This is a genomic window from Virgifigura deserti (assembly GCA_003576685.1).
GTDB lineage: Bacteria > Pseudomonadota > Alphaproteobacteria > Dongiales > Dongiaceae > Virgifigura > Virgifigura deserti.
Genome location: QOZR01000006.1, coordinates 1 through 15323 on the forward strand (window position 1 = coordinate 1; position 15323 = coordinate 15323).

At 66.6% G+C, this 15323-nt stretch carries 13 protein-coding genes; 11 read left to right on the forward strand and 2 right to left on the reverse strand.

Annotated features, from left to right (window positions below):
- The coding region (locus DT069_RS11475; RefSeq protein ID WP_483887790.1) for a MutS N-terminal domain-containing protein at positions 1-1188 on the reverse strand (1188 nt) is incomplete at its 3' end.
- Between the two features lie 325 nt (positions 1189-1513).
- Between DT069_RS11475 and DT069_RS11480 the strand changes: the two genes are divergently transcribed.
- The 3 genes from DT069_RS11480 to DT069_RS11490 all read left to right on the forward strand — a co-directional run bounded on the left by DT069_RS11480 (position 1514) and on the right by DT069_RS11490 (position 6211).
- A complete protein-coding gene (locus DT069_RS11480) occupies positions 1514-3289 on the forward strand; it encodes an adenylate/guanylate cyclase domain-containing protein (protein WP_119460461.1) in 1776 nt (591 codons plus the stop codon).
- A gap of 132 nt (positions 3290-3421) precedes the next feature.
- Complete coding sequence (locus tag DT069_RS11485; protein WP_119460462.1) at positions 3422-5698, forward strand: NADP-dependent malic enzyme; 2277 nt, start codon at positions 3422-3424, stop codon at positions 5696-5698.
- An 84-nt stretch (positions 5699-5782) separates the two neighbouring features.
- The gene (locus DT069_RS11490) at positions 5783-6211 is read left to right on the forward strand and encodes a hypothetical protein (protein ID WP_119460463.1); all 429 of its coding nucleotides are present in this window, start codon (positions 5783-5785) and stop codon (positions 6209-6211) included.
- 10 nt (positions 6212-6221) lie between these two features.
- Here DT069_RS11490 and DT069_RS11495 read toward each other — a convergent pair whose 3' ends face one another.
- Positions 6222-6776, reverse strand: a complete 555-nt coding sequence (locus DT069_RS11495) for a DUF6306 domain-containing protein (RefSeq protein WP_119460464.1) — start codon at positions 6774-6776, stop codon at positions 6222-6224.
- Positions 6777-7015: 239 nt separating this feature from the next.
- On the opposite strand from DT069_RS11495, the gene DT069_RS11500 reads away from it, so the two are divergent.
- The 8 genes from DT069_RS11500 to pstB all read left to right on the forward strand — a co-directional run bounded on the left by DT069_RS11500 (position 7016) and on the right by pstB (position 15310).
- Positions 7016-7792: an RNA polymerase sigma factor gene (locus DT069_RS11500; RefSeq protein WP_425450164.1), complete on the forward strand. Its 777-nt coding sequence runs from the start codon at positions 7016-7018 to the stop codon at positions 7790-7792.
- The gene (locus DT069_RS11505) at positions 7789-8199 is read left to right on the forward strand and encodes a hypothetical protein (RefSeq protein WP_119460466.1); all 411 of its coding nucleotides are present in this window, start codon (positions 7789-7791) and stop codon (positions 8197-8199) included. The genes DT069_RS11500 and DT069_RS11505 overlap by 4 nt, the downstream gene beginning before the upstream one ends.
- An 8-nt stretch (positions 8200-8207) precedes the next feature.
- Positions 8208-8747, forward strand: coding sequence for a plastocyanin/azurin family copper-binding protein (locus DT069_RS11510; protein WP_119460467.1), 540 nt, complete (start codon positions 8208-8210; stop codon positions 8745-8747).
- Positions 8748-8812: 65 nt separating this feature from the next.
- Positions 8813-10303, forward strand: coding sequence for an ATP-binding protein (locus tag DT069_RS11515; protein WP_425450165.1), 1491 nt, complete (start codon positions 8813-8815; stop codon positions 10301-10303).
- Between the two features lie 346 nt (positions 10304-10649).
- Complete coding sequence (locus DT069_RS11520) at positions 10650-11675, forward strand: PstS family phosphate ABC transporter substrate-binding protein (protein WP_119460469.1); 1026 nt, start codon at positions 10650-10652, stop codon at positions 11673-11675.
- A 76-nt stretch (positions 11676-11751) separates the two neighbouring features.
- Complete coding sequence (gene pstC, locus DT069_RS11525) at positions 11752-13134, forward strand: phosphate ABC transporter permease subunit PstC (RefSeq protein WP_119460470.1); 1383 nt, start codon at positions 11752-11754, stop codon at positions 13132-13134.
- A complete protein-coding gene (pstA, locus tag DT069_RS11530; RefSeq protein ID WP_119460471.1) occupies positions 13127-14443 on the forward strand; it encodes a phosphate ABC transporter permease PstA in 1317 nt (438 codons plus the stop codon). The genes pstC and pstA overlap by 8 nt, the downstream gene beginning before the upstream one ends.
- 18 nt (positions 14444-14461) lie before the next feature.
- Entirely contained in the window at positions 14462-15310 is an 849-nt protein-coding gene (pstB, locus tag DT069_RS11535) for a phosphate ABC transporter ATP-binding protein PstB (protein WP_425450207.1), read from the forward strand.
- The last annotated feature ends 13 nt before the right edge of the window (positions 15311-15323 follow it).

The window sequence follows — 15323 nt, forward strand, 5'->3', positions numbered from 1 at the left end:
GGCGGCGGCGATGCCCTCGGGCGCTGGCGCCAGCCCCGGCGCGCCCAGCATCTCGCGCAGCGCCGCGGCCTCGGCCAGCGCATCGCGAACGGCGGCGAGGTCGCGCGGGCCGCCACGGCCAAGCGTGAGGCGCGACAGCGCACGCTCGATGTCGGGGCAACGGCGCAACCGTTCGCGCTGGTCGGCACGCAGGCGTTCCTCGGCGATGAAGAATCCCACCATGTCGAGGCGCGCCGCGATGGCCGCCGGATCGGTCAGCGGCGCGGCAAGCGCGGCGGCGAGCGCCCGCGCCCCGGCGCCGGTGACGGTGCGGTCGATCACCGCCAGCAGCGAGCCCTGGCGCTCACCGGTCAGGCTGCGGACCAGCTCCAGGTTGCGCCGGGTCGCGGCGTCGATCTCCAGCACCGCGCCCTCGGCGACGCGGCGCGGCGTGCCGAGGCGCGGCAGGCGCCCCTGCTGCGTCAGCTCGACATAATCGACCAGGGTTCCGGCCGCCGCCAACTCGGCGCGGTTGAAGCCGCCGAAGGCGTCGAGCGCCTTGACGCCATAGAGCGCTTCGAGCCGGCGGCGGGCGCTCTCGCTGTCGAACCGGCTGGAGGGCAGGGGCGAGAGCACGGGCTTCCAGTCGTTCAGCAACTCGAACAGGTCGGGCTGTTGGAGCAGACGCTCGGGCAGCAGCAGCTCGCCGGGATCGAGCCGCGCCAAGGCCGCGGCGAGATCGCCTTTCGCCACCGGCTGGACCTGGAAATCGCCCGTCGACATGTCGAGCCAGGCGAGCCCGTAATCGCCGGCGGCGTCGGCGAGCGCCGCCAGATAGTTGTGGGCACGGGCATCGAGCAGCGTGTCCTCAGTCAGCGTCCCGGGCGTCACCACCCGAACGACGGCACGCCGCACCACGGATTTGGAACCGCGCTTCTTGGCTTCCGCCGGGTCCTCGGTCTGCTCGCAGACCGCGACCTTGAAGCCCTGGCGGATCAGCCGCGAGAGATAGGCGTCGGCGGCATGGACCGGCACGCCGCACATCGCGATATCCTGCCCGTCATGCTTGCCGCGCTTGGTGAGCGCAATGTCGAGCGCCCGCGCCGCGGCCACCGCATCCTCGAAGAACATCTCGTAGAAGTCGCCCATCCGATAGAACAGCAGGCAGCCGGGATGGGCCCGCTTCACCGCGAGATACTGCGCCATCATCGGAGTGGCGGCGGCATCTCTGCCAGTTTCCGGGGCAGGACGCCCAACAACGGCGGACGGGTCTTTTTCGATAGCGGATTCGGGCATAGGCGGCAAAAATCAGCGAATAATCTGGTCGGTTTTGCAGCGGCGGCGGACCATAGCATGTCCGGCCCCCGACCCGCCATGCCGGGGAGCAGAGGCCGAAGCCGCCGGTGATGGGTTAGGTCGACAACAGCCCGTGTTGAGCCGATCACAGTCGTTCGACGCGTTCCTTTGCCACGTAGATTCGCCACGTGGATTCGCTGAGGCCGGTGCGCTAATCTTCCGGTAGAGGAGATTTGGCTTGAAACGCCGTCTCGCTGCCATTTTCGCTACCGATGTGGTCGGCTACACCCGGCTCATGGAGCTGGACGAGGCCGGAACGCTGGCGGCGCTGAAGCAGCGGCGCAAGGATATCCTCGAGCCGCTCGTCGTCGAGCATCACGGTCGCATCATCAAGGTGATGGGCGACGGGGTCCTGGTCGAGTTCGCCAGCGCCGTCAATGCGGTCGCCTGCGCTGTCGAGCTGCAGAAGCGCATGGCGACGGCCAACGCCGGCATAGCGGAGGATCGCCGGATCGTCCTGCGCATCGGCGTCAATCTCTGCGATGTGATCGTCGAAGGCAGCGACCTCTATGGCGACGGCGTCAACGTCGCGGCCCGGCTGCAGGCACTGACCGAGCCTGGCGGCATTTTGATCTCCGGGGCCGCCTACGATCAGGTCAAGAACAAGGTCGACGTCGGGTTCGAGGACCTTGGGTCCCAAACACTGAAGAATCATCTTGATCCGATCCGGATCTATCGCGTCGCGCTTGGTGCACGACGCCGCACGAGCCCCGAAGGATCGCGTGGCAATGACCTCAAACAGGAGAAGCCGTCGATCGCCGTACTGCCCTTCGTCAACAGGGGTGGTGATGCGGAGCAGCTCTATTTCAGCGATGGCCTCACCGAGGACATCATCACGGGCCTGTCGCGCTTTCGGCAGATTCTCGTCATCGCGCGCAACTCGTCATTTCAATACCGGGACAAGGCCGTTGACGTGCGGCAGGTGGCTCGCGACCTGGGTGTTCGGTTCGTCGTCGAGGGCAGCGTTCGGAAGGCCGGTACCAGGCTGCGCGTCAGCGCGCAGCTGATCGACGCAAAAGCAGGCTGTCACATCTGGGCGGAACGCTTCGATCGCGAGCTGACGGACATCTTCGCCGTACAGGACGAGATCACACGGACCATTGTCGCGAGTCTCGCGGGCCGCGTCGAGGATGCTGACCGTCGCCGTGCATTGCGCAAGAGCGCTTGTGACCTCTCCGCCTATGACCTCCTTCTTCAAGGCAGGCACTGCCTGGAGAACGGTTCGCAGCAGGACGTGCTCAAGGCACGCGAGATGTTCCAGCGGGTCCTTGATCGGGACCCGGACTATGCAGCGGCCTATGTCGCGCTCGCCGAGACATATTTCTATGAGGCGGTATCCAACTGGACGGCCTCGCCCGAGGCCGCGGCTGAACGGCTGTTCGAGCTCGGCCACATGGCGGCGGGGCTGGATGATCAGGAGAGCCGCGCCCGCCTGTGCCTCGCCTGGGGGTACTGGCGGGTTCAGGGCAACTTCGAGATGGCGAAGGCCCAGATCGAGGAAGCGATCCTGCTCAACCCGAACGACCTGGACAATTATTGCTTGAAGGGCTTTCTCTCGACCTATGCGGGTGAGCTTGAGGAGGGCATCTGGTGCGCGAGCGAGGCGATCCGCCGAGCCCCCAACATGCCCGAGAAATGTCTGCATAGCCGCGTCATGGCCGAATATCTGCTGGGACGATACGAAGATGCCATCGCGACCTTCGTCCGACTGTCGCACCCGGCCGTGGAACTCCTCGGTTGGACGGCTGCCTGCTACGCCGAGCTGGGTCGCGACAGCGAGGCGCGTGCAGCGGCGGCCCAGTTTCGCGAGCGTGCCCGAGTCGAGGGCGCCGGACCGCCGGACGATGACGTCGAGGGCTGGACGGCCTACTGGCTGAAGGTATTTCCCGCGAAGGATCGGAGTAGCGTCGAACTTCTGTTTGCCGGCCTGCGCAAGGCAGGTCTGCCGGTATGACCCCCGACGAATCCGCCCCAGTCCCTTTCCTTCCCGCACAAAAAGTGCAACGCTGGCGGTGACGATAGCGGCTTTCGCGCGGGAACAGCGGAGCGGCAAGACTCCGTGGCGCGGGACATCAGCGGAGGAAACATGCCGGACGACCAGCCAGATGCCAACCGAACGCTTTTCGAAGAAGCGCTGCTGCTGCACAGCAGCGGCCGCCCCGGCAAGATCGAGATTCGCGCGACCAAGCCGCTGACGACGCAGCGCGACCTGTCGCTCGCCTATTCCCCCGGCGTCGCAGCGCCCTGCCTGCGCATCGCCGAGAATCCGGATCTTGCCTACGAATACACGGCCAAGGGCAATATCGTCGCCGTGATCTCGAACGGGACGGCGGTGTTGGGCCTAGGCGACCTCGGCGCGCTCGGCGCCAAGCCGGTGATGGAAGGCAAGGCGGTGCTGTTCAAGCGCTTCGCCGACATCGACGGGATCGACCTGGAGATCGACACCAGGGACGTCGACGAGTTCGTCAACTGCGTGCGTTTCCTGGGCAAGGGCTTCGGCGGCATCAACCTCGAGGATATCAAGGCGCCGGAGTGCTTCATCATCGAACAGCGCCTGCGCGAGCTGCTCGATATTCCCGTCTTCCATGACGACCAGCACGGCACCGCGATCATCGTCGCCGCAGGGCTGCTCAATGCGCTCGATCTCACCGGCCGCAACCTGAAGAACACCCGAATGGTCGTGAACGGCGCGGGCGCCTCGGCCATCGCCTGCGTCGAGCTGATCAAGTCGATGGGGATGCCGCAGGACAATGTCGTGATGTGCGATCGCCAGGGCGTTATCTATCGCGGCCGCGAAACCGGCATGAACCAGTGGAAGTCGAGCCATGCGGCGCAGATCAAGGCCCGCACGCTGGAGGAGGCGCTGGCTGGGGCCGACATCTTCCTCGGCCTGTCCGGCAAGGACGCGGTGACAGCGGCGACGGTCAAGACGATGGCGGACCGGCCGATCATCTTCGCGATGGCCAATCCCGATCCTGAGATCACGCCCGAGCAGGTGCGCAGCGTGCGCCAGGACGCGATCATCGCCACCGGCCGGTCGGACTATCCGAACCAGATCAACAATGTGCTGGGCTTCCCCTACATCTTCCGCGGCGCGCTCGACGTCCGCGCCTCGACGATCAACGACCGGATGAAGATCGCCGCGGCGGAGGCGCTGGCCGCGCTCGCCCGCGAGGACGTGCCGGACGAAGTCGATGCCGCCTATTCCGGCCGCCGGTTGCGCTTCGGGCCGGACTATATCATCCCGGTCCCGTTCGACCCGCGGCTGATCTCGGCGGTCCCGCCGGCGGTCGCGAAGGCGGCGATGGACAGCGGCGTTGCCCGCGCGCCGATCGAGGACATGAATGCCTATCGCGCCCGGCTGAAGGCCCGCCTCGATCCGACGGCGACGAGCCTGGAGCTGATCTTCGAGGCGGCGCGCAGCCATCCCAAGCGCGTCGTCTTCGCGGAGGGCGAGGAAGAGAAGGTGATCCGCGCCGCCGTCGCCTTCCGCAATGCCGGCTACGGCACGCCGATCCTGATCGGTCGCGAGGACCGGGTCGCTGCGACGATGAAGGCGGTCGGGCTGGGCGCGTCCGCGGGCATCGAGATCCACAACGCCCGGCTCAGCCAGAACAACAGGGAATATACCGACTTCCTGTTTCGCCGGCTGCAGCGCCGCGGTGCGCTCTATCGCGACTGCCAGCGGATGGTGAACCAGGACCGCAACGTCTTCGCCGCCTGCATGGTCGCGGCCGGCCATGCCGACGGGATGGTGAGCGGCGTGACCCGCAGCTTCAGCACGACCTTCGAAGACATCACGCGGGTGCTTGACCCGAAGCCGGGCGAGCGGCTGTTCGGCCTGCAGATCGTGATCGCGCAGGGGCGAACGGTCCTGATCGCCGACACCAGCGTTCACGAGCTGCCGACGGCGGAGGAACTCGCCGACATCGCCGTGCAGAGCGCAGCCAAGGCGCGGCAGCTCGGCCATGATCCGCGCGTGGCGCTGCTCTCTTTCTCCAATTTCGGCAATCCGCCGCGCGAGAAGGCCGAGCGGATCCGCGAGGCGGTGACGGTGCTCGATGGGCGCCAGGTCGATTTCGAGTATGACGGCGAGATGCAGGCGAACGTGGCGCTCGATTTCGAGCTGATGCGCCGGCTCTACCCGTTCTGCCGCCTCTCGGGCCCGGCCAATGTGCTGATCATGCCGGCGCTGCACAGCGCCAACGTCTCGGCCAAGCTGCTGCAGCAGCTCGGCGGCGGTACCGTGGTCGGGCCGGTGCTGATCGGGCTGGAGAAGCCGGCGCAGATCGTCTCGACCGGCGCGACCGTGACGGACCTCGTCACCGCCGCCGCCTTGGCCGCCTTCGATGCTGTTCGCTGATGGTCCGGCCCAGAGGATCGATCCGGGCCAGCGGCCGTCGCCTCGCTTCCGGATCGGGCGGAGCGCATCGATGGACGTGACGCAATGGACGTGACATTGGATGCGAACGGCGCGCTGCGCAGCCCGAATCCGCAGGAAGCCTATCTCGAAGGGCTGGCCTTGAGCGACGGCACCGGCCAGCGCATGCTGCGTGTCGCATTCCGGCCGGAGAAGCCGGTGAACCGCCGCTTCGCGCTCGTGCTGGAAGGATTGGAGCATCTTCGATGCATGGACTTCCGAGAGGGCAATATCGTCCTCTCCGTCGAAATCGTCCGCCATCGAAAGCCCGACGCCGCGGCCTTGCATGCCCTGTTCGACACGGGCGCAAAGGCATCGACACCCTGGATCGATCGCTTTGCCCGGGATGTCGCCGTCGGGAAGCTGACCTTTGTCCGGATCAGCCCGTCCTATGGCTGTGAGCTGATCGCGCTCTGCAGAGAGGTCCGTGCCGAGGAGGAGAGAGGGGCGCGGTGACACGGCGGCGTCATCGCTTCTTCTCTAGCTCCTCCGCCGCCTCCGCGCAGGACGCGATGTTTCGCAGGTGCGTCTCGTGCATTTCGCGCAGAGGTTCCCGTATTTCGGGATCTTCGATTCGCGGCAGGGCTTCGCCCAGCTTGCGCGCGACCCATGCCTGCCCCCGGTTGAGAAACGCCAGGCGCTCGCTCCCGTCCTCGATGGCGCGGGCCTTGTCATAAAAGCTGCCGGTTGCGGCGCTCGGGGTGCCGCCGAGGCGATCGATCAGCCGGCGGAGCAGCGCGGTGTAGCGGGCCTCATCGCGCCCCGTCGAGGCGAGGGCGGTCTGCACGGCCCCGTCCGGCGTGCTTCGCAAATAATAGGTGATGGTCTTCGCGCCGGCGCGCTCCGCCTCCAGCAGCGTGTTGAGAAATTGTATCAGCTCCTGCGCCGGCATCGGCTGCGGCGCCATGAAGTAGTTGGGGTCGACCTCATGGGCATAGCAGGGCGGCGAACTGTAGCCTGCGGACTCGGTCTCGTTCGGATCCGTGTCGCTGCCGACGGAGTCGAGGGTCTTTTTCTGCATTGCTTCTTCCCACGATCGTGATTTCAACCAGCGTCCGTTCTTGAATAGTAGAGAGGGCGAGGATCCGAATCGATCCCCCAAGTGGCCCTCCAGATGGCTCCCTGGGCGGCGGATGGGGGTCTGGAGAAAGGGCGGGCGGAACATTCGGCGAAAAAAGACGGAAACCTTTTCCCTCGACCTCCCGTCTTCGGAATATGGAGGCGATTCTGCAAAGCACGATTGACGACGGACAGGCCGCTTTGGACTCGAGCCATGGCTCCCTCGCCGACGGCCAGCTCGTCGAGTCCGTACTGGGCGGCGATCATCGCGCCTTCGAGACGCTGATGCGTCGGTACAACCAGCGGCTCTTTCGCGTGGTGCGCGGCGTGCTGCGGGACGATGCCGAGGCCGAGGACGCGGTCCAGGAAACCTACATCCGGGCCTATCTGCGGCTGGGCCAGCTCTCGGAGCCGGCCGCATTCGGCGGATGGTTGACGCGGATCGCCGCCAACGAAGCCCTCGAGCGAGTTCGACGAGGCGCAAAGGCGCGCCGGTCCGGCGAAGCCGTCTCGGACGACATCGTTCAGGATCATGCGGAGCGAATGCTGATGGCCGGCTTGGCACGCGACATTTCGACACCGGAGGAGGCGGTCGCCGCCAGGGAGACCCGGCGGCTGCTCGAACGGGCCATCGATTCCCTGCCCGATGCATTTCGAACGGTCTTCATCCTGCGGGCCGTGGAGCAGCTCAGCACCGCCGAGACGGCGGCCTGCCTCGGGCTCCGGCCGATGACCGTCAAGACACGCTATTTCCGCGCCAAGATGCATCTGCGCAAGGCGCTCGAGCGGAGCATGATGACGCGGGCCTCGACGGCCTTTCCGTTCGCCGGCGCGCGCTGCGACCGCATCGTCGCCGCCGTCCTTCGTTGGATCGCGTCACAGCCTTCGGCTCCAGGCCTGTCCGGAGCAGAGACAGCTAGCGGTGCACCGCATTCCATTCCGGTTTCCAAACCACGATACGACAGGAGGACTCGATGATTCGACCTGCCATGACCCTTGCCGCCGGCTTGATGGCACTTTCCTTGCCGGCCTGCGCCCAGGACTATGATTCAGCCCCACCGGGCGGCGACTACAAGGCGGTGAGCAGCCTGGTCCCGTTGCCGGATTTCATTCCGGGGCTGGGCACGTTGTATGTGCAGCCCGACACCCTGCCCGCCGGCCCGTTCCTTGCCTATGACAAGGAAGGTGGTCTGGTCAGCACCGTCTACATGATCCCAATGGAGGATGTCGAGGCGCAGAAGGAGTTCGATGGACTGCAGGCGGCGAGCCAGCCGGTCGATCATGTCGATCTCTACTACAACGCCGGGCATCCGGGCGTGGAGAAGCCGCATTATCATATCATCCTCTGGCACGTCTCCGAGGACGAGGCGAAGAAACTGCAGTAGGCGCTCCGGTGATCACACGCAGAACGTGCCTTGGGGCCGGCGGCGCAGCGCTTGCCGGCCTCGCTTTTCCAGCCCTGTTCCGCAAGGGACGGGCCGCCGGCATCGTCGAGATCCGCATGGGCAGTGATCCGACCGGCGCCAAGGTCTGGTTCGATCCGATCGGCCTGCGGATCGAGCCGGGACAGACGGTGCGCTGGGTGCTGGACGCCAATGTCCATACATCCACGGCCTACCATCCCGCCAATGACGGCCATCCGCTGCGTATTCCCGAAGCAGCCGAGCCCTGGGACTCGGGATATCTGATCGATCCCGGCACCCATTTCGATGTGACCCTCACGGTCGAAGGCGTCTACGACTACTTCTGCGCGCCGCATGAGGAAGGCGGCATGGTCGGGCGGATAATCGTCGGCAAGCCGGGCGGGCCGGGTGCGCGGCCCTTCGACGACCCCGAGGACGACCCGAACTGGAAGCCCGTGCCGGCCGCAGCGCGCGCCACCTTCCCGAGCATCGAGACGATCATGAAGATGGGGGTCGTGCGGGTGTCCTGACGGGCTGCCAGGCGGCGCCGCGATGTATATGCTAGCGTCGTCTGTTGAACCGTCCGATGAGACCCATGCCCGGCCCCCGCCTGCTGCCCCGTCGCCTGCTCCTTGCCATCGCCTGCGTTTCGGCGCCGGCGCTGCTGGCACTCGCCCTGCTGGTGATGACGGATCGGGTGGCGGCCTGGCCGGCGCTGATCGCCGGGATCGGGACGATCGCCGGCTTGGCGCTGCTGATCCGGCCGCATCTCCTCCATCTCGAAGCAGTGGCCGACTACATCCGGTCGATGGCGGCCGACGGCGGGGTGGCCCGCGGTAAGGCGCCGCCGGTGCCCCGCGGTCCCGGCCCATCGGCGCTGGCGCCGGAGCTGAGCGACGCCGCGGCGGAGGCCGGGCACGCCTGGAACGACCGCCGCCACGAGCTCGAGGCGGTGGTGACGGCCAACGAGACGATTCTCGCGAGCCTGCCCGATCCGCTGATCATGCTGGACGACGAGCGGCGCATCGTCCGCGCCAACCACGCGGCCGAGACGCTGCTCGGCCGGTCGCTCGCCGGGCGGGACCTGATCACCGTGCTGCGCAACCCGCCGCTGATCGAGGCCGTGGATGCGGCCCTTGTCGGCGGGCCGGGACGCGTTGTCGAGTTCTCGCTGCCGGTGCCGGTCGAGCGCGTGTTCAGTGCGCGGGTCGAGCCGCTCGCCTCGCGCATCGCCGACGGCACGGTCGCGCTGATCGCGCTGCACGACCTGACCAAGATCAAGCGCGCCGACCAAATGCGCGCCGACTTCGTCGCCAATGCGAGCCACGAGTTGCGAACGCCGCTGAGCACGCTGCTCGGCTTCATCGAGACGCTGCGAGGGCCGGCGCGGGACGATGCCGAGGCGCGCGACCGGTTCCTGACGATCATGCACGACCAGGCGTCGCGGATGGCCCGCCTCGTCGCCGACCTCTTGTCGCTGTCGCGCATCGAGCTGAACGAGCACAGCCCGCCGACCGGCCGCGTCGATCTGGCGCACACCCTGCGCAGCGTCGCCGATACGCTGCAGTTCAAGGCGGCGGAGAAGAGCGTGACCATCCGGATCGCGCCGGACCTCACCGAGCTGCCGCCCGTCTGCGGCGACGCCGACGAACTGGCACAGGTCTTTCAGAACCTTGTCGACAACGCGGTGAAGTACGGCCGAGGCGGCTCGACCGTCCGCGTCGAGGGACGGGCGATACCGGCGGGATCATTCGGGGACGCTTCAAGACCGCAGGCCGACCGATCGATCGCGGCACCGCGGCGCGTCATCGGCGATGCGGTCGCCATCTCCGTCAGCGACGAGGGTGAAGGCATCGCGCGCGAGCATCTGTCGCGGCTGACCGAGCGATTCTATCGCGTCGACACCGCAAGATCGCGCGATCTCGGCGGGACCGGGCTCGGCCTCGCCATCGTCAAGCATATCGTCAACCACCATCGCGGGACGCTCGAGATCGAGAGCACTGTCGGCAAGGGCAGCCGGTTCACGGTCCTTCTTCCGGTCGCGGGGGAGAAGATTCCTGCGTCTGCCCCGGCATCTCAACAATGACCGGCGAAGGTCTGGACCAATGCGGTGAAACGTCCATGATCCGGCCGCCACGAGGCGTCGCGGGATGTTAACCATTACCTTCGCGGGACATGCGACAGGCGAATACGGCCTATGCGCGCCCTATCCTCTTGTCATCATTGGAAAGACCCCTCCACATACCCGCTGCCGCCGTCATTAATCATTAATGCAGCTGCAAACGCAGTATGCCGCGCTGCGTCATAAAACTGTCACTGCTCTGTAGTATTTTTAACGCCGTCCCTGAGTAGGTTCGCTCGCGTCGGCGGAGGCCTGCTTTGCTCTATCGGCTTCCGGCCATGACTTTTGGACCCCAACGGGAGATCGTCAGATGAAACAAACTCTCGCCATCGCGGCACTGGCCACGCTGGCCTTTGCGGCATCGGCCGAGGCGCGCGATCAGATCCGCGTCGTCGGATCGAGCACGGTATATCCTTTCACCACGGCTGCTGCCGAGCGGTTCGGCCAGAGCGGCGAGTTCCCGACGCCCGTCGTCGAGTCGACCGGGACAGGCGGCGGCTTCAAGCTGTTCTGCGCCGGCGTCGGCGTCGACCATCCGGACCTCTCGAACGCGTCCCGCGCGATCAAGCCGTCGGAAGTCGAGATGTGCGCCAAGAACGGCGTCGACGAGATCACCGAGATCAAGGTCGGCTATGACGGCATCGTCCTCGCCAACTCGAAGCAGGCCGAGCAGGTGGAGTTCACGGTCGAGCAGATCTGGCAGGGGCTGGCCAAGGAAGTCCCGGTCGACGGCGAGATCGTGCCGAACCCCTACCGGAACTGGAGCGACATCGACCCGTCGCTGCCGGATACCAAGATCGAGGTGCTGGGTCCGCCGCCGACCTCCGGCACGCGCGACGCCTTCGTCGAGCTGGTGATGGAAGTCGGCTGCGAGTCCTTCCCGGAAGTCGAGGCGCTGGACGAGGACCGCATGGAGCAGGTCTGCAAGACCATGCGCGAGGACGGTGGCTTCGTCGAGGCCGGCGAGAACGACAATCTGATCGTGCAGAAGCTGGACGCCAACAAGGCGGCGTACGGAATCTTCGGCTTCAGCTTCCTGGACCAGAACGCCGACAAGCTTCAGGGCAGCCTCGTGAGCGGCGTCGAGCCGACCTATGAGAACATCGCCGACGGCTCCTACCCGGTGTCCCGTCCGCTGTTCATCTATGTGAAGAACGCGCATGCGGGCGTCATTCCGGGCATCCAGGAGTTCATCGACGAATACACCAGCGAGCGGGCCATGGGCGAGGACGGCTACCTCGCCGACAAGGGCCTGATCGCCTTGCCGGAGGAGGAGTATGAGCAGGTTCGCGAGAAGGCGACCAGCTTGACCCCGATGGCAACCGCGAGCAACTAAGGCGCGGGATTCGCGCGACGGCCGGACCGGCTCCGGCCGTCGCTTCCTTTCACCAAACGATTCGGCTTTCCTGCCCATGCAGCTTACGATTCTCGCCACCACGCTTCTGCTGCTGACCTTGATCGGCTTCTATCTCGGTCGGAGCCGCGCGGTCGCGTCGGCCGGCGGAAACCGGCGGCAGCTGCATTCTCTGCCTGGCTATCACGGAGTCTATGTCGCGCTGTGGTGCGGGCTGCCGGCCCTCTTCATCGTCGCCCTTTGGCTCGTCGTCGAGCCGCATGTCATCGAAGCGCTTGTCCTCAGCGGCCTTCCCGAGGGCATGACGGATGTCGGGCCCGGGCAGCTCAGCCTCCTGATCAACGAAATCCGGAACGCCGCGAACGGCGTCTCGTTCTTCGGCGAACCCAACCCGGCCGTGGTCGCGGCGGCCGAACGATACAACGCATTGCATCAGATCGGCTTCGCCGCCATGGGCGTGGTCGCCGCTGCCGCCGCAATCGGCGGCCTTGCCTGGGCACGCCGGCGGATCGCGCCAAACATGCGGGCGCGGAACCGCGTGGAGAAGGCGATCATGGCGATTCTGATCGTGCTGTCGACGATCTCCGTCCTGACCACGATCGGCATCGTTCTGTCGCTGCTGTTCGAATCGATCCGCTTCTTCTCGCGCGTTCCGGTCACCGAGTTCCTGTTCGGCCTGCAGTGGAGCCCGCAGACGGCGATCCGCGAGGACCAGGTCGGCAGCTCCGGCGCGTTCGGCGCGGTGCCGCTCTTCGCCGGGACGATGCTCATCACCCTGATCGCCATGTGCGTCGCGGTGCCGGTCGGCCTTCTGTCGGCGATCTATCTGGCCGACTATGCGAGCCCTCGCGTGCGCTCGGTCGTCAAGCCGGTGCTCGAGGTGCTCGCGGGGATCCCAACGGTCGTCTATGGCTTCTTCGCCGCCCTGACGGTGGCGCCCTTCGTCCGCGACGCAGGCGCGAGCGCCGGGCTCGACGTGGCCTCGTTCAGCGCGCTCGCCGCCGGCCTGGTCATGGGCATTATGATCATTCCCTATGTCTCGTCGCTCTCCGACGATGTGATGAACGCGGTGCCCCAGACATTGCGCGACGGCTCCTACGCGCTGGGCGCGACGAAATCGGAGACGATCCGGCAAGTGGTGTTTCCAGCCGCCCTGCCGGGCATCGTCGGCGCCATCCTTCTCGCGGTGTCGCGCGCGATCGGCGAGACGATGATCGTGGTGATGGCCGCCGGCCTGGCGGCGAACCTGACCGCCAACCCGCTGGAGGCGGTGACCACCGTCACGGTGCAGATCGTGACGCTGCTGGTCGGCGATCAGGAGTTCGACAGCGCCAAGACCCTGGCCGCCTTCGCGCTCGGCCTTCTTCTCTTCTGCGTCACGCTCATCCTCAACATCATCGCCTTGCGCGTGGTCCGCAAATACAGGGAAAAATATGACTGATATCGCCCGAGAAGGACATCGGGGGCGGCCGGCCGCGCAGCATGCGGACCTGTCGCAGGCGAGGCTTCGCCGCCGCTATGCCGCCGAGCGCCGGTTCAAGCTGTACGGCGTGCTCGCGATCTGCCTCGCCATCGGGGTGCTCGGCATTCTGCTGTTCAGCGTGGTGAGCAAGGGCTACACCGCCTTCGTCAAGACCGAGATCGGCCTCGACGTCTATTTCGACCCGGAGGAGATCGATCCCGAGGGCACGCGCGACCCGGCCGTGCTGGCGGACGCGAACTACGACCGCGTCATCCGCGACGCCTTCGAGCGCACCTTTCCCGAGGTGAGCGAGCGGCGCGAGCGGCGGGCGCTCAGCGACCTGGTCAGCTCGGGCGCCTGGCTCGTCCTCCGCGATCGCGTCCTCGAGGACCCGTCCGTCATCGGCACCACGGAGCGCGTCTGGTTTCGCGCCTCGGACGATGTCGACATGCTCATGAAGGGCTATATCCCGCGCGACGTGCCGGAGACGGCGCGACGGGTGTCGGACGCACAGATCGCCTGGATCGACGCGCTCGACGAAGCCGGGCAGGTCGGCACCCGCTTCAACCTGGACTTCTTCACCGCCGGGGACAGCCGCGAGCCGGAGCTCGCCGGCATCTGGGGCGCGGTGGTCGGCACCTTCCTGACGATGGTGGTGACCCTCGTCCTGTCCTTCCCGCTCGCCGTCGCGACCGCCGTCTATCTCGAGGAGTTCGCGCCGAAGAACCGCTGGACCGACCTGATCGAGGTCAACATCAATAATCTCGCCGCGGTCCCGTCAATCGTCTTCGGCCTGCTCGGCCTCGCGGTTTTCCTGGGATGGTTCGGGCTGCCGCGGTCCGCGCCGCTGGTGGGCGGCATGGTGCTCGCGCTGATGAACCTGCCGATCATCATCATCGCCGGCCGCGCATCCTTGAAGGCAGTACCGCCGTCGATCCGCGAGGCGGCGCTGGCGGTCGGCGCCTCGCGCCTGCAGGTGGTGACGCATCATGTCTTGCCGCTGGCCATGCCCGGGATTCTCACCGGCACGATCATCGGCATGGCCCATGCGCTGGGCGAGACGGCGCCGCTGCTGATGATCGGCATGGTCGCCTTCATCGTCGACATTCCCAGCGGCTTCACCGATGCGGCGACCGTCCTGCCGGTCCAGATCTTTCTGTGGGCCGACAGCCCGGAGCGCGCCTTCGTGGAGAAGACCAGCGCCGCGATCATCGTGCTGCTGGGATTCCTGGTCATCATGAACGCGCTTGCCGTGATCCTGCGGCGGCGCTTCGAACGACGCTGGTAGGAGAAAAGGATGATGGTGATGGACCGGTCCAATCGTGCGACGGCGCCCACTGCGCCGGCGCCTGGGGCCCAGGCTGAGGCCACCGCTGAGGCCACCGCCGGGGTCTATGGCCCGCTCAAGATTTCCGCACAGGGCGTCGACGTGTTCTACGGCGACAAGCAGGCGCTGAAGCAGGTCGACCTCGATATTCACGAAAACCAGGTGACGGCGCTGATCGGCCCGTCGGGCTGCGGCAAATCGACCTTCCTGCGCTGCCTCAACCGGATGAACGACGTGATCGAGAGCGCCCGCGTTCGCGGCACCATCCTGCTCGACGGTCAGAACATCTATGACCGGGATCTCGATGTGGTGACGCTGCGCGCCCGCGTCGGCATGGTCTTTCAGAAGCCGAACCCGTTTCCGAAGTCGATCTATGACAATGTCGCCTACGGGCCGCGCATCCACGGCATCGGGTCGGGCAAGGCGGAGCTCGACGAGATCGTCGCGACGAGCCTGGAGCGGGCGGGCCTGCTGAAGGAGGTCAAGGACCGCCTGCACGAGCCGGGCACCGGACTGTCGGGCGGCCAGCAGCAGCGGCTGTGCATCGCCCGGGCGATCGCCGTGAACCCGGACGTGATCCTGATGGACGAGCCCTGCTCGGCGCTCGACCCCATCGCCACGGCGCGCGTCGAGGAGCTGATCGACGAGCTGCGCGAGAACTACACCATCGTTATCGTCACCCACTCGATGCAGCAGGCTGCCCGCGTGTCCCAGCGCACGGCGTTCTTCCATCTGGGCGAGCTGGTCGAGGTCGGCGACACCGAGCAGATCTTCACCAGCCCGCGCGACGAGCGCACGCAGGGCTACATCACCGGCCGGTTCGGCTGAGGCGCAGCCGACC